The organism is Gemmatimonadaceae bacterium (assembly GCA_035606695.1).
Classification (GTDB): domain Bacteria; phylum Gemmatimonadota; class Gemmatimonadetes; order Gemmatimonadales; family Gemmatimonadaceae; genus JAQBQB01.
Genome location: DATNEW010000023.1, coordinates 14,639 through 33,849, shown reverse-complemented (window position 1 = coordinate 33,849; position 19,211 = coordinate 14,639). Strand labels below are relative to the sequence as shown.

Genomic DNA, 19,211 nt, shown 5'->3' with positions numbered 1-19,211 from the left:
ATGAGAATTCTAATTGCCGGCGTGCTGGTGCTCGCGGCCGGGTGCTCGAGCGACAACGTGACGGTGCCGCGCACCGGAACCTCCCCGACCGCGTTGGACGCGCCCCTGAAAGTCCTCGGCATGGGCTCGGAGACCGCACGATACACGGCCGAGATCGCGGTGAAGGGCTCGACGGCCTATACCACGACGTGGGGTTCGCGGCCCACGCTGGGCAACAAGGTCGACATTTGGGACGTGAGCGGCGCGACGCCGATCCTCACCGACTCGCTGATCGTCGCCGGCGCATCCACGCTCGGCGACGTACAGGTGAGCGACGACAGCACGCTGCTGATGGTCGCGACCGAGCGTACCGGCGGCGCGATCGTGCTGTATGACATCTCGAATCCTCGCAAGCCGGTGCAGGTGGCCCGCTACAGCACGGCGAACACGAATCCCGGCGTGCATACGGCGAAGTTCGGCCGTGTGAACGGCAAGCTGTACGGCTTTCTGTCGATCGATCCGTTGAACCTGACGCCGGCGCGACTGGTGATCGTCGATCTGAGCGATCCGGCGAATCCGCGTGAGATCTTCACGCGCGTGATCGGCAACCCGTACGTGCATGACACGTTCATTCGCGACGGCATACTCTTTCTCGCGCTGTGGAACGACGGTCTCGATATCTGGGATATCGGCGGCGGCGGCCAGGGCGGCACGCCGGACAATCCGAAAGTGCTCGGCAACGTGCGCACGGTCGGCGGCGAGGTGCACAACGTCTGGTGGTTCCACGACGCCCAGGGCGGGAAGCGCTTTGCGTTCGTCGGCGAGGAAGGACCGGGCAGCATTGGCAGCTCTTCGATCGGCGACATTCACGTCGTCGATGTGAGCAGCTTTGCATCGCCCAAGGAGATCGGCTTCTACCACGTCGACGGTGCGGGCACGCACAACTTTTCGATCGACGAGAAGAATGCGGTGCTGTATGCCGCGTATTACAACGGCGGCGTGCGCGCGATCGACGTCCACGGCGATTTGAGCAGCTGTCCGGGCGCGTCGAACTTCAACGTGCAGGCGAACATTACGCGGTGCGATCTCAAGGCCATGGGCCGCGAGCTCGCGGTCGGCCTCCTGGAACAGAATCGCGGCGTCTACGTATGGGGAGTCGAGTGGACGGGCGGGAACGTTTACGCGTCCGACATGGTTAACGGCATCTGGAAGATGACGCCGGCGAAATAGTTGTTCGCTTTTCGTAAAGTTCGTGATGACAAGGCGTTACGCTGTGACGAACCGTCGGTAGCAGACCAGTTATTTCGTTGACAAGCGTGTCGACGATTCTTAGTCTGTATACAGTAGTTCTCGATATAGCCGTACATGCAGCATTCCGAGCGGAAGCGCGTCCAAGCCGACGCACGGAACCATGGGGAGTGTGGCTCATGATCGGAACGATCGAACGCCTTCGGCGACAGATGCGGCGCACGCAACTGCTCGCCGTCGCGCCGATGATGCTGATCGTCGTCGGCCCGACCCATCCCGATCCCATCAAGCATGGTCCGGGGAAGGGCGGCGTCCTCCCCATTCCCTCGGCGCCAGTCGCGCCGACGAGCGCGGCGCGCATGGATTCATTGCTGAACGGCCGCCGTGGCGCGCGTCTCGAGCGCGGGCGAATCCTCTACGCGCCCGGCCACGCGCCGCGCGATACCGCCGCCGCGTCGCACACGCACAAGCGCGTGTGTCCGCATGCGGAACGCGTCGTGGCCCAGACCGCGTCGGCGGCCGGACCGAATTCCTGACTATTTAGAAAACCCTCATGCCTCGTTTTCGCACCGCCGCGGTGGCGACGTTGCTCGTCGTCCCGATCGTCGCGGGCGGCTTCCTGCTGCAGGAAGCCCCGGCACGCTCCAACGCCGTTCTCTTCGACCAGGTGCTGTCGCTCGTGCGCAACACCTACGTCGACACCCTGCCGGCCGGCCTGGCCTATGAAAAGGCGGCCAAGGGGTTGGTGCGCGAGCTGAACGATCCCTACAGCGAGCTCCTGCCGCCGAAGGAATCAGAGAACTTCAATCGCCAGACGGGCGGCCGCTACGGCGGCACCGGCATGCTGCTCGGCAACCCGTCGCCCGGCGTGATCGTGGTCGATCGCGTCTTTCCGAACACGCCCGCGGAAGAAGCCGGCGTGCGCGAGGGCGATCACGTGCTGCAAGTCGATACGACGCACACCGCCGGCATTTCGTTCGAGGCGGTCTCCGACCTGCTGCGCGGGACCCCAGGCTCGAAGGTCGCCGTGACGTACGGGCGACCCGGCGTCGCCGAGCCGATCAAGCTGCAATTCACCCGGCGCGTGGTGCATGTGCCGGCGGTCAACTTCGCGACGATCATCTCCAATCACGTCGGCTACATCCCGCTGCAAACATTCAACGAGAACGCGGCGGACGAAGTCGCCAACGCCGTCGACTCGCTCGTCAAGCAGGGCGCGACGAGCCTCGTCCTCGACATGCGGGACAACGGCGGCGGCATCGTCGATCAGGCGCTCAGCACGGCCAGCCTGTTCCTGCGCGAAGGGCAGGATATCGTCAGCGTGCGGGCGCGCAATCAGCCCACGGAAACCGCTCGATCGAATGGCCGCCATCTCTCCGACAAGATTCCGCTCGTCGTGTTGATCGACGGCGGCTCGGCGTCGGCGACGGAGATCGTCGCGGGCGCGCTGCAGGATCACGATCGCGCCCTCGTACTCGGCACGACGTCGTTCGGCAAAGGCCTGGTGCAGTCCGTGTACTCGCTGCAGAACGGCTATCAGCTCAAGCTCACCACCGGAAAGTGGTATACGCCGAGCGGCCGGTCGATTCACCGCGAGCGCAAGCTGCTTCCCTCGGGCGAGTTCGTCGAAGTGCATCCGGATTCGCTCGCCGCCGCGAACATGACGCGGCCGATGTTCAAGTCGGACGCCGGGCGCGTGGTATTCGGCGGTGGTGGTATTCGACCGGACATCGTCGTCGCCGACGACACGCTCCCCGCCGTCGAACGCGACTTCCTGCGCGCCGCGGCACCACAAGGGCAGGCCATCAACACGGTCGTGCAGAACTACGCGCTGGAGCTCAAGGGAACGGTGCCGAAAAACTTCACGACGCCCGACGCATGGTCGACGGAGCTGATGCGTCGCCTGGGCGCGGCCGGCGTCAAGCTCGACGCACGCTACGATGCGGGCGAGCGCGAGTTCCTGACCCGCGACCTCACGCAGCGGGTGGCGCGCATGTCCTTCGGCGACGCGGTCGCCAAGCAGCGCACGCTGAACGAAGATCATCAGTTGCTGAAGGCCGTCGAGCTGCTGCAGAAGAGCACCACGCAGGCACAGCTCCTCGCCGCGGCGCCGGAACCGAAAGGCGCGAAATAAGAGTTCTCTAGTTCGCGCTTTTTCGGTTCTTGTCGATGATGCCGACGAGCAACAGCACAAAGGCCGCCAGTCGCACCAGATAGAGGTACGCGACGTTCTCGCCGCTGATTCCGGGTGTGCGGAGCGCGAGCAAGATCCGCTGCACGCACAGCAACCAGAACGACGTGGCGAAGATCGCGAAGAGCCGGTCGTGCGTGTCGCGCCAGAAACGCAGAAAGAACAGGCCCGCCGCCGCGTAGCCGGCGATGATCACGCCGGACAGGACCTGATTCATTTGACCTCCCAGATCAGGCCATAGAGCAACAAGCCGAGCGCGATGACGACGGGAATCGTTCGCAGAAGCGACAAGTCGACCTGCGTCATCACCTCGACGTCGACGTACAGCAGCACGTTGTTCAGACACAGGAACGTGAAGCACAGACCGCTCCACAGGAGCAGCCGCGCACGCGAGCGAACGAAGCCGCGAAGCAGCAGCACCGCGCACGCGAGGCTCGTGAGCGCGCAGAGGATGTAAATTGCCCGCGCGATCATGTCGAATCTCCCTTGGCGCGGATGCGGAATGCGTCGGCGAACGCGCGCACCTCATTTGCCGCCGGCGCCGGCGCGTAGATCGCGCTGATCACCGCCGTCGGACGCTCGGACAACTCGACACTCAACTCACGAACGAGCGGATCATACGCTCCCTCGTACCAATAGAGGAGCGCATCCTCGTCGCTTCGCGCCGACAGGAGTCCGCCGAGATGCAGGTCGCTCAGCCGCCGAGCCGCCGATACGGCGTCCACGCGCAGCTCGCGACCGACCTTCACGGCATTCCATTCGCGCGGCGACGTGCGAAACAGGAGCAGGAGAATCTCCGCCTGCTCGACGGATTTCACGTATTCGTGCAGAAACGCCCGAAGGTCGGCTGAGACGGGCGATGTCATGAGGCTCCCATATAAACATATCTTAACGCAGTGTATCGAAAGCTCCAGATACACGGCAGTCGAACGAAGCTGGGACGCTATCTTGTGGCGATGAGCGGTCCACGCGCCGTGCATCCGCACGTCCATCACGTCCGCGTTCAGCGCACGGCGCGATACTACACGCTGGGTGCCGAGCGCGGCGGTTTCGCCGCCGTGTGGTTCCTGCTGCACGGGTACGGACAGCTGGCAGGCGAGTTCATCCGCTACTTCGCCGATCTTGGCGGAGACGACGTTCTCCTGGTCGCGCCCGAGGCGATGAATCGCTTCTACCTCGTCAGTCCGAGCAAGGCGCCGGCGGCCGAACGGCCCGTCGGCGCGACGTGGATGACGCGCGAGGACCGGGAGTCCGAAGTCGCGGACTATGTCGAGTATCTCGACGCCCTGGCTGAAGAGATCGCGCCAATGCTTGCGCCGGACGCGGCCATCAACGTGCTCGGATTTTCACAGGGCACGGCGACGGCCACGCGCTGGGTGACGCACGGTCGCGTGCGCGCCGCGCGGCTGGTGGTGTGGGGCGGCCTCTTGCCACCCGACAGCGACCTCACGCACGGCCACTCGGCGCTTCGTCACGTCCCGCTGACCATTGTCCTCGGGACGCGCGACCAGTACGTGAACGAGGATATGCTGACGGCTGAGCTCGCGCGGCTCGACGCGGCGGGCATTCCGCGCGAGATCATTCGCTTCGACGGCGGGCACGCGATCAGCCGCGGCGTGTTCGCGGAGCTGGTGCCGGTCAGCCGCGGCGGCGGTCGATGAAGCGCGACAGATCGCGGCGATCCTTCTTCGTCGGCCGGCCCTTCTCCTCGTAGACGAAACCGCCGGGCGCCATCTTGAGCTGCGCCGAGAGTTTGTCGCGCGCCTCGCGGCTGGCCGGCGTCTCTTCGTACAGTGACTGCGCCACCGACGCGGGGCCGCGGCGCTCGCCGAGCGCGCGGACTATTAGAATATGCTCATAGGGACCGACGCGAAGGCGGATCTCATCGCCGGGCTTGACACTCTTCGCGGCTTTGGCGCGCTCGCCATTCACTTCCACCTTGCCGCCCGCGACCGCGTCGGTCGCCAGCGACCGCGTCTTGAAGAACCGGGCGGCCCACAGCCACTTGTCGATGCGAACGGCGGTGAGGTCGTCGGCCATGCACGAATTCTAGCGAGTGGATTGCGTCCGGCGAGCATTCGTGAGACAATCGAGCACGCCAACGCCGAGTGGGAAATGTTTCGCCGTGCCATCGTGATGCTCTGTGCCGCCGCGTTCACCGCGAGCGCGCAATCGACGTTGCCGGATTCAGCCGGGTCGAAGATCGATGCCGTCTTCAGCCGCTACGCGCGCGCCGACGCACCGGGGTGCGCGGTCGGCGTGTACCAGAATGGGCGCATCGCCTTCGAGAAAGGCTACGGCTCGGCCAACATCGAATACGGCGTGCCGATCACGCCGACGTCGCCGTTCATCATGGGCTCGGTGTCGAAGCAGTTCACCGCGGCGGCGATCGCGCTGCTCGTCGAGCAAGGCAAGCTGCGCCTGGACGACGAGGTGCACACATACGTCCCCGAGCTGCGCGACTACGGCAAGCCGATCACGATCGACCAGCTCGTGCACCACACGAGCGGGGTGCGCGACTTCTGGACGCTGGTGCAGACGGCCGACATGCGCAACGACGATGGGTACACGGTGGACGACATTCTCCGTCTCGCCTCGCGGCAGCGGCACTTGAACTTCGATCCGGGCGCCGAATACAACTACAGCAACACGGGGTACGTGCTGCTGGGCGTCGTGGTGCAGCGGGTCACGGGGCAGTCGCTCCGCCAGTTTGCGGCCGAGCAGCTCTTCGGGCCGTTGGGCATGACGCACTCGCAGTTTCATGACGATCACAACGAGCCTGTTCCGGGGCGCGTGATCGCCTACGCGCCGGTACGGGGCGGTGGGTGGAAAATGGATGTGTGGGCGAACGACATCGTCGGGCAGGGTGGATTGATGACGACGATCGAGGATTTACAGAAGTGGGATGAGAATTTTTATGCAGGGCGCGTGGGCGGGCCCGGGTTCCTGGCGCGCCAGCTGCAACGGGGTGTGCTGAACGACGGCACGACGCTGCCGTACGCGTTCGGGCTCGAGGTGAAGGCGTATCGCGGGCTCACCCTCGTCGAGCATTCGGGAAGCACCGGCGGATATCGCACCGACATCGCGCGCTTTCCCGCGCAGCACACGAGCGTCGCCACGATGTGCAACGTCAGCACGGCCGACGCCGCGGGCTTGGCGCTGAGCGTCGCCGACGTGGTACTGGCCGGCGCGTTCACCGCGCCGAAGCCTGCACCGCGCGCCGCGGGGACGCGCGCCGGTGCGGCACAGCAGGCGTTGCCGGCGATCGGTGCGGCGGAGCTTGATGAGCTTACGGGCCGCTACTACTCCGACGAGCTCGATGCGACGTTCCGCCTCGAGCGCGCGGGCAGCACGCTCGTGTTGCGCCGGGCGCGCTCGGCGCCGGATACGCTTCGCGCGACCGACCGGCAAACGTTTCGCGCCGCCGGAATGACGCTGCACTTCGACGCAGGCGCGCATCCGCCGTCGATCACTTCGATCACTTCGATCACTTCGTTCACGGTCGACGCGGGTCGCGCGCGCGGCATCGAGTTCACTCGTGTGACGCCCGACGGCCGCTAGGGGTTCAAACACGACGGTTCGCCGCGGCGGGAACTTCGCGGCTCGCCGCTTGCCTTATCCCGAACACAACGGCGGGTGCCGAGGGGAGGGGTGGTCGAATGCGGCGGATCTTGTTGAGCCTCGCGGTGGCGAGTGTGTTCGCCTGCGCGAAGGACGCACCTATGGCGCCCAATGCGGTGATTGCACCCGACGCGGTGATCGGCCAATACAACATCGCGACCGTCGACGGATTCAACCTTCCCATGCAGATCGGCCAGCAAGGGTCGACTGGTGTCGACGTACTCGCCGGCGCGTTGGAGCTCGAGGAAGATGCATCGTTCCGCGACATCGTGACGATTCGCACCCGCGGCGCGGGCGGAGTCAAGGTCTACGTCGACACGGTCGTCGGAAGCTTCCTGCACTTCCAGAACACGCTGCTGCTGACGCCGCGCGACGGGAGCAGTCCAACGTTCCTGGATGTCACTGACGACAAGACGCTGACGTCGTGGGACTTTGATGTGATTGTGTATCGAAGGTAGGCGGGCGTATGGGGGTGTAGGGGCATGGGCGTATGGGCGCCGGACGCGGTAGCGACGAGCGACTGCTCGTCGCTTTTTTGTTGCTTTCCATGCGCCCATACGCCCATACGCCTATGCGCCCATGCGTCCCGCCCCCATTGCATCTCCCGCCAAAATCCCTATATTACTGACCCGTCAGTTATTTTCGTCCGATTTCCCCCGACGGCCGCTCTCCCTCATCCATGGCAGCTCAGCCCGTTCAAACCGAGCCACGTTGGCGCCGACTCCCCGAGGAGCGGCCGCGGCAGATCCTTGCCGCCGCCCTCGAGGTCTTTGGCGAACACGGACTCGCGAACGCGCGCCTGGATGACATCGCCAAGCGGGCCGGACTCTCCAAGGGCACCATCTATCTCTACTTCCCCAACAAGGAAGAGCTGTTTCGGGAGATGGTGCGCCAACTGATCGTCACGCAGCTCGAGGAAGGCGAGCGTGAGTTCGGCGCCGGGAACAAGTCGCCGACCGAAGCACTCACCGAATTCATGCGGAAGTACTGGGCGTTCATCCGCTCGGCGCAGTTCGCGCCGCTCTTCCGTCTCATTCACGCCGAGATCCGTAGTTTTCCAGATCTCGCGCGTTTCTACGCGGAAGAAGTGATCTCGCGCGGGCACAAGCTCATCGCGTCGATCATTCAGCGCGGCACCGAAGCCGGTGAGTTTCGCGACGTGGATCCGTTCGTTGCCGCTCGTATGCTCATGGCGCCGTTCGTCATGCACGGCGTGTGGTGCGGACATCGTGAATGCTTCGCGCCCGTCGCGGCGAAGACCGACGACCAGGTGCTCGACGAAATGATGCAGTTCTACCTCTACGCGATTCGTCCGCACGGGCCGGCCAGCAGTTCGCCGGCGACCGAGCGGCGCTCGACCAACGGCCCGACTTCACGATGAACATCAACTGCTTTCCGAAAGTCGTACGACTGGGTGCATTCCTCTCGCTCATCGCGGCGCTGCTTGCGTTTGCGGTGCGCATCGCCGAAGCGCAGACCGGCGCCGAACAGATGCCGCCGCCGCGCCGCTTGACGCTCGGTGACGCCGCGCGATTGGCCGCGGCGCAGACGGCAGGCGTGCAATCGGCCGAAGCGCGCGTCGAAGAAGCGCAAGCGCGTGTCGGTGAAGCGCGCGCGCAATTGATGCCGCAGATCGACGCCATTCCCAACTGGACGAGCCACACGCTCAACAGCGCGAGTTTCGGCTTCAACTTCCCGGCGCAGCCCGGTCAGCCGCCGCTGCTCAATCCCAACGGCCAGATCATCGGGCCGGTGAAGTTCTACGATTTCCGTGCACAGGCGTCGCAGACGCTGTTCAACCCCGCGGCGCGAGGGCAGGTGGTTGCAGCGCGAGCCAGCGCGACCGCGGCGGGTGCCGACGTGCAGACCGCGGCGCAGCAGGCGGCGACGAACGCCGCCGCCACGTACGTGCGTGTGGTTCGATCCGACGCCGCGCTGTCGGCGCGCATCGCCGACTCCACGCTGGCGTCCGATCTCTTGAGAATCGCCCGCGATCAGCTCACTGCCGGCGTGGGCGTGGCGCTCGACGTCACGCGCGCGCAATCGCAGCTTGCCTCGGCGCGCGCGCAGCTCATTGCGGCGCGCAACGATCGCGACCGTTCGCGGCTCGACTTGTTGCGGGCGCTGAATCTTCCGCTCGACACGCCGCTCATTCTCACGGACTCGCTGTCGTCGCTCGAGCTGCCCGGTGTAGTGAACGAAGCCGCCGCCGTCGATACGGCGATGCGTCTGCGGCCGGAGATTCGCGCCGCCGATTTGCAGCTCGCGGCCGCGCAGCAGCAGATCGCGGCGATTCGTGCGCGCGCGCTGCCGACCGTTGGTGTGTTCGGCAACGATGGGCCGACGGGACTCGGCTTCGCGCATTTGCTCAATACCTACACGTACGGCATTCAGGTGAACTGGTCGGTGTTCGAGGGCGGACGTCGCGAGGCGCAGACGCAGGAGCAAGAGGCCGTCGCGCGCGAGATCGACGTGCGTCGCCGCGATCTGCGCCAACAAGTGCAGGTCGACGTCCGCGGCGCGCTGCTCGACATCGCGTCGGCGCGCGAAGCGGTAGACGCGGCGCGCGAGCGCCAGCAGCTCGCCGAACAGGAAGTCGAGCAGGCGCGCGAACGCTTTCGTGCCGGCGTTGCCGGGAACGCGGACGTGATCACGGCATCGCTGACGCTCAACAACGCGCGCACCGGGTTGGTCGACGCGCTGACCGCATTTCAGAACGCCCGTGTCTCCCTGGCGCGAGCCGAGGGCACGGTCTCACAACTTCGATAAACCGCACTCCGACCTCACACGGTTCCGATCATGGCAACAGCACTCAAGCAAGACGTTGATTCCCGCGACATGCCCGGCGGCGCGCCGGACGCACCCGAACCGAAGAGCGGCAAGCGACGCATCGTTCTTCCGATCGTCCTCGTTCTCGTCGCGCTCGGACTGCTCTGGGCATTCAAGCAGTGGAGCTACGGCCGCAGCCACGAATCGACCGACGACGCGGCGGTCGACGGCCACATCGTGCCCGTGCTCGCGAAAGTCAGCGGCTACGTGCAGAAGGTGACCGTCAGCGACAACGACCACGTGCGCGCCGAGTCGCTGCTGGTGACGATCGATCCGTCGGAGTATCGCACGCGGCTCGCGCAGGCCGAGGCCGACCTGGCCGCGGCGCGCGCGTCGGCGGGCGGTGGTGGCGCCGCAGGTCAAGCTGAAGCAGCAGTGCAGCAGGCGTCGGGACAGCAGGCGTCGCTGAGCGCGCAGATCACCGCGGCGCGCGCGAATGCGACCAAGGCGCGACAGGATCTGGCGCGCATGGAGGATCTGGCGGCCAAGCAGGTCATCTCGAAGATGCAGCTCGATGCGGCGCGCGCGGCGTCTGAAGCGGCGAACGCGAACGTCGTTGCGATGGAACGCCAACAGGCCGCGGCCGGTGGAACGGTCGCGAGCGCGCAGGCGGGGGTGCGGTTGGCGAGTGCCCGTTTGCAGTCGGCGCAGGCCGCGCGCGACAATGCGGCGCTTCAGCTCAGCTACACCAATGTCCTCGCCCCGGTCGCGGGGATCGTCTCGCGCAAGCAGGTCGAGCCGGGACAGCTCGTGCAAGTCGGACAGCCGCTGCTCACCGTCGTTTCGGATACTGGCGCGTTCATCACGGCCAACTTCAAGGAGACGCAGCTCGCCGACATTCGCGTCGGCCAGCCGGTCGAGATCGAAGTCGACGCGTACAAGGGCACGGTGCTCGGCTGCGTCGAGAGTGTGAGCGCCGCGACGGGCTCGAAGTTCGCGCTGCTGCCGCCCGACAACGCGACGGGGAACTTCACGAAAGTCGTACAGCGCGTGCCGGTGCGCGTGAAGGTGACGAAGGATCTCGGTCCGTCGATGCCGCTGCGCCCCGGCATGTCGGTGAACATTCACGTCGATACGAAGCTGCCCGCCGGCAAGTGCTGATCGGCTAATGTGCTAACGTGAACCCTCGCGCACGATTGCCATGAGCGAGCTGTCTGATGGATCGAACGCGGTGATCACGGCGGGCCCTCGCGGCACCGCCGCGATCACCGCGCCGGTGTATGCGCCGCCGGATGCGACGGTGGGCGCCGACGACAAATACAAATACAAATATCTGATCGCGATCGCGGTGACGCTCGCGTCGGTGCTCGAGCTGATCGACACGTCGATCGTCAACGTCGCCATTCCCCACATGATGGGGAATCTCGGCGCAACGCTCGACGAGATCTCGTGGGTGTCGACCGGCTACATCATCGCCAACGTGATCGTGATCCCGATGTCGGGGTGGCTGAGCGCGTACTTCGGCCGCAAGAAGTATCTCGCGACGTCGATCATGTTGTTCGTCACCGCGTCGTTCTTCTGCGGCGCGGCGACCTCGCTGGGCGGTCTCGTGTTCTGGCGTGTCATTCAAGGGCTTGGCGGTGGCGCGCTGCTGTCGACGTCGCAGGCGACGCTCTTCGAAGCGTTCCCGCCGGAGGAGATCGGCATCGGCCAGGCGATGTTCGGCATCGGCGTCATGGTCGGTCCGACGATCGGCCCAACGCTCGGCGGCTACATCGTCGACAACTACAACTGGCCGTGGATCTTCTACATCAACGTCCCGCTCGGCATTCTGGCGGCGATCATGGTGATCACGTACGTGCACGACGCCGCGCACCAGGAACGGGCGCGTACGATCGACTTTCTCGGCTTCATCCTGCTCGCGGTCGGCGTGGGCTCGCTCCAGTTCATGCTGGAAAAGGGCGACCGCTACGATTGGTTCGACTCGCGGCTGGTCACGGGGCTGGCGGTCGCCTCCGTCGTCTCGTTCGTGGCGCTCGTCTGGCGCGAGTTGACGATCGACGAGCCGATCATAAACTTTAGAGTTCTCAAAAGCCGGCAGCTCGCCGCCGGTGTGAGCTTCGCCGCCGCGCTGGGCCTGGCGCTCTTCGGCTCGATCTTCGTGCTGCCCATCTTTCTTCAGGCGCTGCATGGGCTGTCGGCGAATCAGACCGGCCTCGTGATTCTGCCCGGTGCCATCGCGTCGGCGGTGACGATGGCGTTCGTCGGCAAGAACGCAAATCGCCTGGATGCGCGCGCGACGGTCACGGTCGGCGCGGTGCTGTTCTTCATCGCGATGTGGATGCTGGCGCGCATGACGCTCGTCAGCGGACCGGCGGAGACGTTCTGGCCGCTGATCATGCGCGGCGTGGGTATGGGGCTCATCTTCGTGCCGCTGACCAGCGCGACGATGGCCGAGCTCAAGGTCAGCGAGTTGGCGCAGGGCACGGGCATGTTCAATCTCACGCGCCAGCTCGGCGGATCGCTCGGCATCGCGATCATGGCGACGCTGCTGACGCGCTTCACCGTCGAGAAGAAGGCGTTGCTCACCGAGCACGTTACGACGATGGATCCGACGTCGCTCGGCCGGCTGTATCAGGTGACGCAAGGGCTCATCTCGCGCGGTGTGAATCCCATCATCGCGCGAACGGAGGCGTTGGCGGTCATCGACCGTCAGATCCAGGCCCAGGCGAGCGTGCTGGCGTTCTCCCGGATTTATTTGATCAGTGGGGCGATTCTCGTTGGCGCGTTGCCGCTGATGCTGCTGTTCAAGACGGGGAAGGGCAGAGGCTCGGGCGGCATGGCGCATTAGCGCCGCGACTCAAGCGCCCATCTCCGCTGCCGAACCGAAGATGCTTGCGCCTCATTCGCTGCGCCTATGTCTCGATGTGATAGCCGCGGCTGCGCGCCGCGACGGGCCATGTCGTTTCGACGGCGTCACCGCGAATGCCGGCGATGACGTCGTTGAGATGGACGACGATGCACACGTGATTGGGCACGATTCGGACCCTGTCGCCGACGGCGGGCCGCCAATTCGTCTGCGAGAGATCGAGAATGCCGTGCTCCTCGGACATGCTCTTGACCACGACGTCGGGGTGATCGAGCAGGGCGCCGAACCCGTCGGCGGTGTCGGTGCCGCGCATCGGTTCGCGGCCGAGTGATTTGGTCCCCGCGTCGACGACGGCTTGGTTGGGCACCGCGGTGCTGACGACCGTCGCGAGCACGGTGAGCGCGCAATCATCCCACGCGCACGCGCCGATCGCGGCGGTCGTGCGATCGTTGTAGACGTACGTGCCGGGACGGAACTCGGTCACGCCGCGCATCTCGTGCGTGTGCCAGAGCGTCGGCGTCGAGCCGCCGCTGACGACGCGCGGTCGCACGCCGGCGCGCTCGAACGCGTCGAGCGCGCCGGACAACGCGGAGCTCAAGTCGTCGAGCTTCGGTTGCTGGCGATCCACCGCCTCGCGCACATGGCCGGGATAGAAGGCAATGCCCGCGAAGTCGAGCGGCGGATGCGAGCACACGGTGCGCGCCAGAGCGATGGCCTCGTCCACGTTCGGCGTGCCGACGCGATGCATGCCGAGATCGAGCTCGACCAGCACGCCGATCGTGCGATCAGCCGCGCGCGCTGCCTCGGCGATGTCTTCGATGGCACGCGGCGAGTCGAGCGCCACGGTGAGCTGAACTGAAGTGGGCAGCGCCGCCAGTCGGGTCGCGCGCTGCTTGCCGACGGGCGGATACGCGACGAGAATGTCGGCGCACACCTCGCTCATCACTTCGGCCTCGAACGGCGTGGCGCACGTGACGCCGACCGCGCCGCGGCGAATCTGCTCCGCCGCGAGCCGCGGCGACTTGTGCGTCTTGATGTGCGGGCGCAGCGCCAGACCGTGCGCGGTTGCATATGCGGCCGCGCGGTCGAGATTTGTGGCGAGCCGATCGAGATCCACGACGGGAACCGGAGTCTCGAGTTCGGCGAGCGTCAACGACATGTGGATCCGACCTCTTTCAGTGGAGACGTAAATGACACAACGCGAGCGGCAGTGGCAACCGGTGCGACTCGGCGGAGACGTGCCGCCGCCGGCCGGTGCCTATTCCCCCGCAGCGAAGGCCGGGCCGTTCGTGTTCGTATCGGGCCAGGTGCCGCGCGATCCGGTGACGGGCGAGCTCGTTGGCAACGATGTGGAGTCGCAGACGCGCCAGGTGATCAAGAACGTCGAGCGGGCGCTGCAGGCGGCGGGCGCGGAGCTGTCGGACATTGTGTCGATCATCGTGTATCTCGCCGACATCGATGACTGGGGCCGTTTCAATGCGGCGTACAAGGAGTTGATGCCGGAGCCGTATCCGACGCGAACGGCGTTGGGAGCGAATCTGCGGGGGATCATGGTTGAGATCAGCGCCGTCGCGTATATGGCGTCGGTGTAGAGACAGCTTGGTCTCGCGAGACGAGATCCGAGAAGAGACAACAAGGAACAACGACGAGTTCTGACAAGATCTGACCAGATCGGAGCGAGCTCCTCTTGGCGTTCGGGATTTCCAGATTTCGTCAGATCCGGTCGGATCTGGTCTTTTTTTCTTGTTGATCTCGAAGCAGGCTCGCAGCGCCGGCCTCGGCCGTTGCCAGCAACCAGCCTTAACGCCACCGAGCCACCAGCGTCTACCCAGATGTAGTCCACAAACATCTGGAGAAGTAATCATGTCTCAGTTTCGTTCGACTCTGATCGCCGCGCTCGTCGCGTTGGGCGGAGCTGCGGTTGCAGGTGCGCAGGCTCCCACGCAGACGCCGGCGCAGGTTCCGCAACAGCACGCGCGCGCCGGAAAGGGCCATCGCGGCAAGTTCGCCAAGCGAGGCGATCGTCAGCTCTTCAAGAACATCAAGCTCAGCGACGCCGAGAAGGCGAACGTCAAGGCCGTCCGGCAGAAGTACGCGCCGCAGATGAAAGCGTTGCGCGCGCAGTTCAAGCCGCAGATCGAGCAGGCGCGCCAGGCGCGTCAGCGCGGCGACACCGCGGCGATGAAGAATCTGTGGGCGCAGTCCAGCGCGCAGCGCGGGCAGGCCAAGAAGCTCCGCGATGCCGAGCGTAACGATCTTCGCAACGCACTGTCGCCGGACAACCGCGCCAAGTTCGACGCGAACGTGACGAAGGTCGAACAGCGAGTCGCACAGCGCGCAGCGAAAGGCGGCCGCAAGGGGTAATTCCGCTCGCGAGAGTGAGCTCGGGCGTGCGGGTGGGCACGTCTCCTCCTCCGCGGCGATGAAAACAACGATCTGGAGCTTCGGCTTCAGGTCGTTGTTTTTTTTAGTATTCTCGAATCTCGAGGGTGCGGTGCACTCGCGATCGGTGAATACTGTATACGAAAATGCGCGCATATCGTAGCGGTGGATTGCGTTCTCGCTCGAGGATCACTCTGGACGAGCGTCGCGCACGGCGGCAAGTTAGGTCGCTGCTTCAATCCTCCCTCCGGCGCTGACGCCGCATGCAGCCACCGTCGCAGACATTTCCCGTGCTGTCGTTCCTCGGCGTCCTCGTGCAGTTTGGCGGCGCGCTGATGCTCGTCGCGCTGTTCGTGATGCTCCGGCGCTTCGTGCTGCGCCGCGCGTACTTCGGCGCGTGGATGTCGGCCTGGCTGGCGTTCTCGGTCGCGATCGCCGCATTGGCGATTCGACTGGTGGTCGTGCCGGCGATTGCCGGCAGCACGCTCGCGGAAACACATCCCGTCGTGCGCGCCTCATACTTCGTGTATCAGTTCGCGAAAGGGATGGGATTCATTCTCTTTCTGCGCGGCACGCTGATGTACGTCGCCGGAACGGGAAGCAGCGTCGCCACCACGCGACGGTTGTGGGTCATCGCGCTCGTGTTCGCGATCGCGTCGACCCTCGCATCGCGACACGGCCTGAACGAGATGGTGATCTGGCAAAGCGCGATCGCCGTCCCCGCGCTTGGATATTGTGCATCGGCGCTGCTGTGGCTTCCGCGTCGCCGGAAAACGTTCGGCAATTCAGCGACCGGAGCGTGCTTCGCGTTCCTTGGTTTGTTGTGGCTGATGTATGCGGGCGCCTTCGGCGTGGCGATTCGGAACAGCGACTCGATTCTCCCCCAAGCGGTGAGTGTCGTCGTCAGCTTCAACACCTACTTCGATCTCGCGGCCAACATCCTCCTCGGCTATTCGATGGTGTTGATCCTGATGGAGGACGCCAAGCGGCAGATGGATGACGCGCAAGCGGAGTTGCAGGTGACGCACGATCAGCTGCGCCGCGCGGCGCTCTACGATTCGCTCACCGATTCGATGAATCGCCGCGCATTCGCCGAGGGCGTCGGCCTCGACATGGTGCGCGCGACGTTCGGCACCGTGGTGCTCGCCGATCTGGATAATCTGAAAACTGTGAACGATGAACACGGCCATTCAGCGGGCGATCAGCTGTTGCGACGCTGCGCCGACGTGTTGCGATCGACACTGCGCCCTTACGACAAGTTGTATCGCTGGGGCGGCGACGAGTTTCTGCTCATCGTCCCGTCCGCGCACGCGAACGACGTCATCGAACGCATACGTAACGTCGTCGAGGCCGCGGAGCCCGTGCTTGCGGGTCCCACCGCGCAGCGGATTCGGCTCGCCGTCAGTCTGGGCGCCGCCGATTTTCCAAGCTCCGAGGAGCTCGCGCTGGCCATCGAGCACGCCGATCGCGCCATGTACGCCGACAAGAGCCGCCGCAAGAGCGATCCCCGCCACACAATCGCCGGCGCGTTACCGCCAACGTCTGTCACAGCGGTGCGTTAATACAAGACGGGGCCCGGGTCCCGTCCCCGTTCAAAATTCCCCACCCTCGGAGTCCCTCTGATGTCCCTCCGTTTCTCCACCGCCGCGACGGTGGCACTGCTGCCCGCGACCGCTTTCGCGCAACAAGTGCAACAAGTACAACAGGCACGACACGCGTTCACTCCCGCGGACTGGTACAAGGTCACGACAGTTGCCGCGCCGGCCCTTTCGCCCGACGGCGGCAAGATCGCTTTTACCGTGACGACTGTGCGCGAAGCGGAGAATCGCCGCCACTCGGAAGTCTGGGTGGTGCCAACGCAGGGCGGACCGGCGATGCGATACACTTCGCCGTCATTCGAGAGCAGCGCTCCGCGATTCTCCGACGACGGCAAGATTCTGTATTTCACCTCGGAGCGCCCGGAGACGCGCGGCACCAATTGGGCGTTGCGCATGGATCAGCCGTCGGGCGAAGCGTTTCAGCCTGAACGCGCGCCGCAGTTCGAGTCGGGCTCGCAGCCCGCGGACAAGAGCTTCTCGGTGCGCGTGACCGGCAATGGTGGTTTTGGTCGAGGTGGACGCGGCGGCGGAGGACGCGGTGGCGCCGCGCAGGACTCGACCAGCGATGCGCTGCCGAACGATCCTTTCGCTCATATGAAGCCGATCGCGCGTCCGCCCTACAACGCGATCACGAAGCCTGAGAATCCGGCGCGCTTCGATGGGCGGCAGATCGACGAGATGCTCTACAAGTCGAACGGCTTGCACGAATTCATTCCCGGTCCGCGCACGGCGCCGCGCGTCAATACGCCGCGTCCCGCGCAGATTGAAATCGTTCGCGCAGGCGGCGCGCCGAAGCAGATCACGAACACCAACTACTCGCACCGCGACGTCGTCGTGTCGCCTGACGGGAAGTGGATTGCGTTTACCGCCGACGCGAAGTTGCGTTCCGACTCCGCGGTGACGGCCGAGCGTGATTCGATCGCGAAGCTGGCACCGGATCGCAAACGCGACGAGATGCCCCGCAACGACACCGAGATCTTCGTGCTGCCCGTCGCGGCGTGCGAAGCACAGAGTGCCGAATGCGCGCCGCGAAAAATCGAGTACGCGGGCAACGAGACGAACCTCCAATGGTCGCCGGACTCGAAGCGCATTGCGTTCGTCGGTCAGCTGGGGCGCTTCAAGAACCAGCGCTTGTTCGTGGTCGACGCCGGCGGCGGCAAGCCGCAGGACGTTCTCGGCAGCTGGGGATACGAGCCTGGGCAGATTCGCTGGTTGAAGAATGGCGAGATCGCGATGATCACGTCGACCGGCGGAAGCCGCGGCGTGTACACCATCGATCCAGCGACGAAGAAAATCACGACCGTTCTCGGCGGCCGTCGCGTGATCAACAACGCGACGTACGATGCGGACGAGAAGCACATCGTCTTCGTCGCGACGGACCTCACGCATCCGACAGAGTTGTTCATCGCGAACGCCGACGGCAGCGGCGAGCGCAAGCTCACCGCGTTCAACGACAAGCTGAACTCGGAAGTCGAGTGGGCGGACGCCGAGCGTTTCGTCACGAAAGGCATCGGTGGTCTGGACGTCGAGTCGTGGCTCATGAAGCCACCCGGCTATACGGCGTCGAAGAAGTACCCTGTCGTGCTGTACATCCACGGTGGACCGCACTCGGACTACAACGAAGGGTGGTTCGACGAGTTCCAGAGTCTCGCCGGCGCCGGATTCATGGTGCTGTTCACGAATCCGCGCGGATCGAGCGGCACGAACACCGAGTTCACGTATGCGAGCCGCGGCGACTGGGGCGGCCGGGATTTCGATGATCTCATGCGCGCGGTCAACATCGTGGCCAAGCGTCCCGATGTGGACTCCACGCGTATGGGCGTGACGGGCGGCTCGTACGGCGGCTTCATGACGGCATGGGTGACGACGAAGACCAATCGGTTCAAGGCGGCGGAAGCCGATCGCATGATCAGCGAATGGACGTACTGGTACGGTGCGTCGGATGCGCAGGGCCTGACGGAGGGTGAGTTCTTCGGCAAGCCGTGGGAAAATCAGGTGATGTACGACACGCTCTCGCCAATTCGGTACGTGAAGAAGGTGAAGACGCCCACGCTGCTCGTGCAGAGCGAAGAGGATTTCCGCACACCGATCGGAAACGCGGAATTGTGGTTCATGGCGCTCAAGAAGCAGAATGTACCGGTGGAGTTCGTGCGGTATCCGCGGTCGAATCACGATCTGTCGCGGACGGGCGAGCCGTGGCTGCTCGTCGATCGTCTGAGCCGGCTCAGGCAGTGGTTCGACTACTGGCTGGTGGACAAGCCCAACGAGGCGGTGCAGGCAGGCACTGCCAAGAAGTAGCCGCAGAATCTCGGCCACGGACCTGAAACAGCGACGTTCACGGACAGGCACGGAGACGGCGTCAACGGCCGTGAACTGCCGCTGACAGCAAGTAAGAAAAATCCCTCGGCTCGCTTCAGCATTGAAGCGGCCGAGGGTTTTTCCTTTTCTTGCTTTGAAGACCACAAGCCCACTGCTGTCAACTGCACTTCACGCCCTCTCCGTGCCGATCCGTGAACGTCGCCGTCCCAGTTCCGTGGTCCCCGGTATGGTTCGT

General features: G+C 65.0%; 19 protein-coding genes. 14 read left to right on the top strand and 5 right to left on the bottom strand.

Annotated elements, in window-relative coordinates:
* From VN706_09960 to VN706_09950, 3 genes are all read left to right on the top strand, one after another.
* A complete protein-coding gene (locus VN706_09960; GenBank protein ID HXT15940.1) occupies nt 1-1,209 on the top strand; it encodes a hypothetical protein in 1,209 nt (402 codons plus the stop codon).
* 197 nt (nt 1,210-1,406) lie between these two features.
* Nucleotides 1,407-1,763, top strand: a complete 357-nt coding sequence (locus VN706_09955; GenBank protein ID HXT15939.1) for a hypothetical protein — start codon at nt 1,407-1,409, stop codon at nt 1,761-1,763.
* Nucleotides 1,764-1,780: 17 nt separating this feature from the next.
* Nucleotides 1,781-3,361: a S41 family peptidase gene (locus VN706_09950; GenBank protein ID HXT15938.1), complete on the top strand. Its 1,581-nt coding sequence runs from the start codon at nt 1,781-1,783 to the stop codon at nt 3,359-3,361.
* 7 nt (nt 3,362-3,368) lie between these two features.
* On the opposite strand, the gene VN706_09945 is transcribed toward VN706_09950, so the two are convergent.
* From VN706_09945 to VN706_09935, 3 genes are read right to left on the bottom strand one after another with little or no spacing between them, the layout of a single operon-like run.
* Complete coding sequence (locus VN706_09945) at nt 3,369-3,635, bottom strand: DUF5985 family protein (protein HXT15937.1); 267 nt, start codon at nt 3,633-3,635, stop codon at nt 3,369-3,371.
* Nucleotides 3,632-3,892 carry a DUF5985 family protein gene (locus tag VN706_09940; GenBank protein HXT15936.1) on the bottom strand — a complete coding sequence of 87 codons (261 nt, stop codon included), beginning with the start codon at nt 3,890-3,892 and terminating at the stop codon, nt 3,632-3,634. Before VN706_09940 ends, VN706_09945 begins: the two co-directional genes overlap by 4 nt.
* Complete coding sequence (locus VN706_09935) at nt 3,889-4,284, bottom strand: hypothetical protein (GenBank protein ID HXT15935.1); 396 nt, start codon at nt 4,282-4,284, stop codon at nt 3,889-3,891. Before VN706_09935 ends, VN706_09940 begins: the two co-directional genes overlap by 4 nt.
* 90 nt (nt 4,285-4,374) lie before the next feature.
* Between VN706_09935 and VN706_09930 the strand changes: the two genes are divergently transcribed.
* Complete coding sequence (locus VN706_09930) at nt 4,375-5,079, top strand: hypothetical protein (GenBank protein ID HXT15934.1); 705 nt, start codon at nt 4,375-4,377, stop codon at nt 5,077-5,079.
* Here the strand turns inward: VN706_09930 and VN706_09925 are convergent.
* On the bottom strand, nt 5,057-5,458 hold the full coding sequence (locus tag VN706_09925; GenBank protein HXT15933.1) for an RNA-binding S4 domain-containing protein: 402 nt from the start codon (nt 5,456-5,458) through the stop codon (nt 5,057-5,059). The genes VN706_09930 and VN706_09925 overlap by 23 nt on opposite strands.
* A gap of 75 nt (nt 5,459-5,533) precedes the next feature.
* On the opposite strand from VN706_09925, the gene VN706_09920 reads away from it, so the two are divergent.
* From VN706_09920 to VN706_09895, 6 genes are all read left to right on the top strand, one after another.
* Nucleotides 5,534-6,979, top strand: a complete 1,446-nt coding sequence (locus VN706_09920; GenBank protein ID HXT15932.1) for a serine hydrolase domain-containing protein — start codon at nt 5,534-5,536, stop codon at nt 6,977-6,979.
* A 98-nt stretch (nt 6,980-7,077) separates the two neighbouring features.
* Nucleotides 7,078-7,497 carry a hypothetical protein gene (locus VN706_09915; GenBank protein HXT15931.1) on the top strand — a complete coding sequence of 140 codons (420 nt, stop codon included), beginning with the start codon at nt 7,078-7,080 and terminating at the stop codon, nt 7,495-7,497.
* A gap of 221 nt (nt 7,498-7,718) precedes the next feature.
* Complete coding sequence (locus tag VN706_09910) at nt 7,719-8,420, top strand: TetR/AcrR family transcriptional regulator (GenBank protein ID HXT15930.1); 702 nt, start codon at nt 7,719-7,721, stop codon at nt 8,418-8,420.
* Nucleotides 8,417-9,808, top strand: coding sequence for a TolC family protein (locus VN706_09905; GenBank protein ID HXT15929.1), 1,392 nt, complete (start codon nt 8,417-8,419; stop codon nt 9,806-9,808). The genes VN706_09910 and VN706_09905 overlap by 4 nt, the downstream gene beginning before the upstream one ends.
* Before the next feature lie 30 nt (nt 9,809-9,838).
* The gene (locus tag VN706_09900; GenBank protein HXT15928.1) at nt 9,839-10,969 is read left to right on the top strand and encodes an HlyD family secretion protein; all 1,131 of its coding nucleotides are present in this window, start codon (nt 9,839-9,841) and stop codon (nt 10,967-10,969) included.
* 40 nt (nt 10,970-11,009) lie between these two features.
* Nucleotides 11,010-12,659 (top strand): DHA2 family efflux MFS transporter permease subunit, encoded by a 1,650-nt coding sequence (locus tag VN706_09895; GenBank protein HXT15927.1) that lies wholly within the window; start codon nt 11,010-11,012, stop codon nt 12,657-12,659.
* A gap of 64 nt (nt 12,660-12,723) precedes the next feature.
* On the opposite strand, the gene VN706_09890 is transcribed toward VN706_09895, so the two are convergent.
* Complete coding sequence (locus VN706_09890) at nt 12,724-13,836, bottom strand: alanine racemase (GenBank protein HXT15926.1); 1,113 nt, start codon at nt 13,834-13,836, stop codon at nt 12,724-12,726.
* Nucleotides 13,837-13,867: 31 nt separating this feature from the next.
* Between VN706_09890 and VN706_09885 the strand changes: the two genes are divergently transcribed.
* From VN706_09885 to VN706_09870, 4 genes are all read left to right on the top strand, one after another.
* Nucleotides 13,868-14,269: a RidA family protein gene (locus tag VN706_09885; protein HXT15925.1), complete on the top strand. Its 402-nt coding sequence runs from the start codon at nt 13,868-13,870 to the stop codon at nt 14,267-14,269.
* 271 nt (nt 14,270-14,540) lie between these two features.
* Complete coding sequence (locus tag VN706_09880) at nt 14,541-15,041, top strand: Spy/CpxP family protein refolding chaperone (protein ID HXT15924.1); 501 nt, start codon at nt 14,541-14,543, stop codon at nt 15,039-15,041.
* A 281-nt stretch (nt 15,042-15,322) separates the two neighbouring features.
* Nucleotides 15,323-16,621, top strand: coding sequence for a GGDEF domain-containing protein (locus VN706_09875; protein ID HXT15923.1), 1,299 nt, complete (start codon nt 15,323-15,325; stop codon nt 16,619-16,621).
* A gap of 60 nt (nt 16,622-16,681) precedes the next feature.
* Nucleotides 16,682-18,955 (top strand): S9 family peptidase, encoded by a 2,274-nt coding sequence (locus VN706_09870; GenBank protein HXT15922.1) that lies wholly within the window; start codon nt 16,682-16,684, stop codon nt 18,953-18,955.
* Nucleotides 18,956-19,211 lie beyond the last annotated feature (256 nt).

Coding starts and splice junctions, on each gene's coding strand:
- VN706_09875 (HXT15923.1), top strand. CDS start 15,323: ATGCAGCCACCGTCGCAGACATTTCCCGTGCTGTCGTTCCTCGGCGTC.
- VN706_09905 (HXT15929.1), top strand. CDS start 8,417: ATGAACATCAACTGCTTTCCGAAAGTCGTACGACTGGGTGCATTCCTC.
- VN706_09945 (HXT15937.1), bottom strand. CDS start 3,635: ATGAATCAGGTCCTGTCCGGCGTGATCATCGCCGGCTACGCGGCGGCG.
- VN706_09960 (HXT15940.1), top strand. CDS start 1: ATGAGAATTCTAATTGCCGGCGTGCTGGTGCTCGCGGCCGGGTGCTCG.
- VN706_09930 (HXT15934.1), top strand. CDS start 4,375: ATGAGCGGTCCACGCGCCGTGCATCCGCACGTCCATCACGTCCGCGTT.
- VN706_09920 (HXT15932.1), top strand. CDS start 5,534: ATGTTTCGCCGTGCCATCGTGATGCTCTGTGCCGCCGCGTTCACCGCG.
- VN706_09895 (HXT15927.1), top strand. CDS start 11,010: ATGAGCGAGCTGTCTGATGGATCGAACGCGGTGATCACGGCGGGCCCT.
- VN706_09915 (HXT15931.1), top strand. CDS start 7,078: ATGCGGCGGATCTTGTTGAGCCTCGCGGTGGCGAGTGTGTTCGCCTGC.
- VN706_09885 (HXT15925.1), top strand. CDS start 13,868: ATGACACAACGCGAGCGGCAGTGGCAACCGGTGCGACTCGGCGGAGAC.
- VN706_09940 (HXT15936.1), bottom strand. CDS start 3,892: ATGATCGCGCGGGCAATTTACATCCTCTGCGCGCTCACGAGCCTCGCG.
- VN706_09955 (HXT15939.1), top strand. CDS start 1,407: ATGATCGGAACGATCGAACGCCTTCGGCGACAGATGCGGCGCACGCAA.
- VN706_09890 (HXT15926.1), bottom strand. CDS start 13,836: ATGTCGTTGACGCTCGCCGAACTCGAGACTCCGGTTCCCGTCGTGGAT.
- VN706_09925 (HXT15933.1), bottom strand. CDS start 5,458: ATGGCCGACGACCTCACCGCCGTTCGCATCGACAAGTGGCTGTGGGCC.
- VN706_09910 (HXT15930.1), top strand. CDS start 7,719: ATGGCAGCTCAGCCCGTTCAAACCGAGCCACGTTGGCGCCGACTCCCC.
- VN706_09935 (HXT15935.1), bottom strand. CDS start 4,284: ATGACATCGCCCGTCTCAGCCGACCTTCGGGCGTTTCTGCACGAATAC.
- VN706_09880 (HXT15924.1), top strand. CDS start 14,541: ATGTCTCAGTTTCGTTCGACTCTGATCGCCGCGCTCGTCGCGTTGGGC.
- VN706_09950 (HXT15938.1), top strand. CDS start 1,781: ATGCCTCGTTTTCGCACCGCCGCGGTGGCGACGTTGCTCGTCGTCCCG.
- VN706_09870 (HXT15922.1), top strand. CDS start 16,682: ATGTCCCTCCGTTTCTCCACCGCCGCGACGGTGGCACTGCTGCCCGCG.
- VN706_09900 (HXT15928.1), top strand. CDS start 9,839: ATGGCAACAGCACTCAAGCAAGACGTTGATTCCCGCGACATGCCCGGC.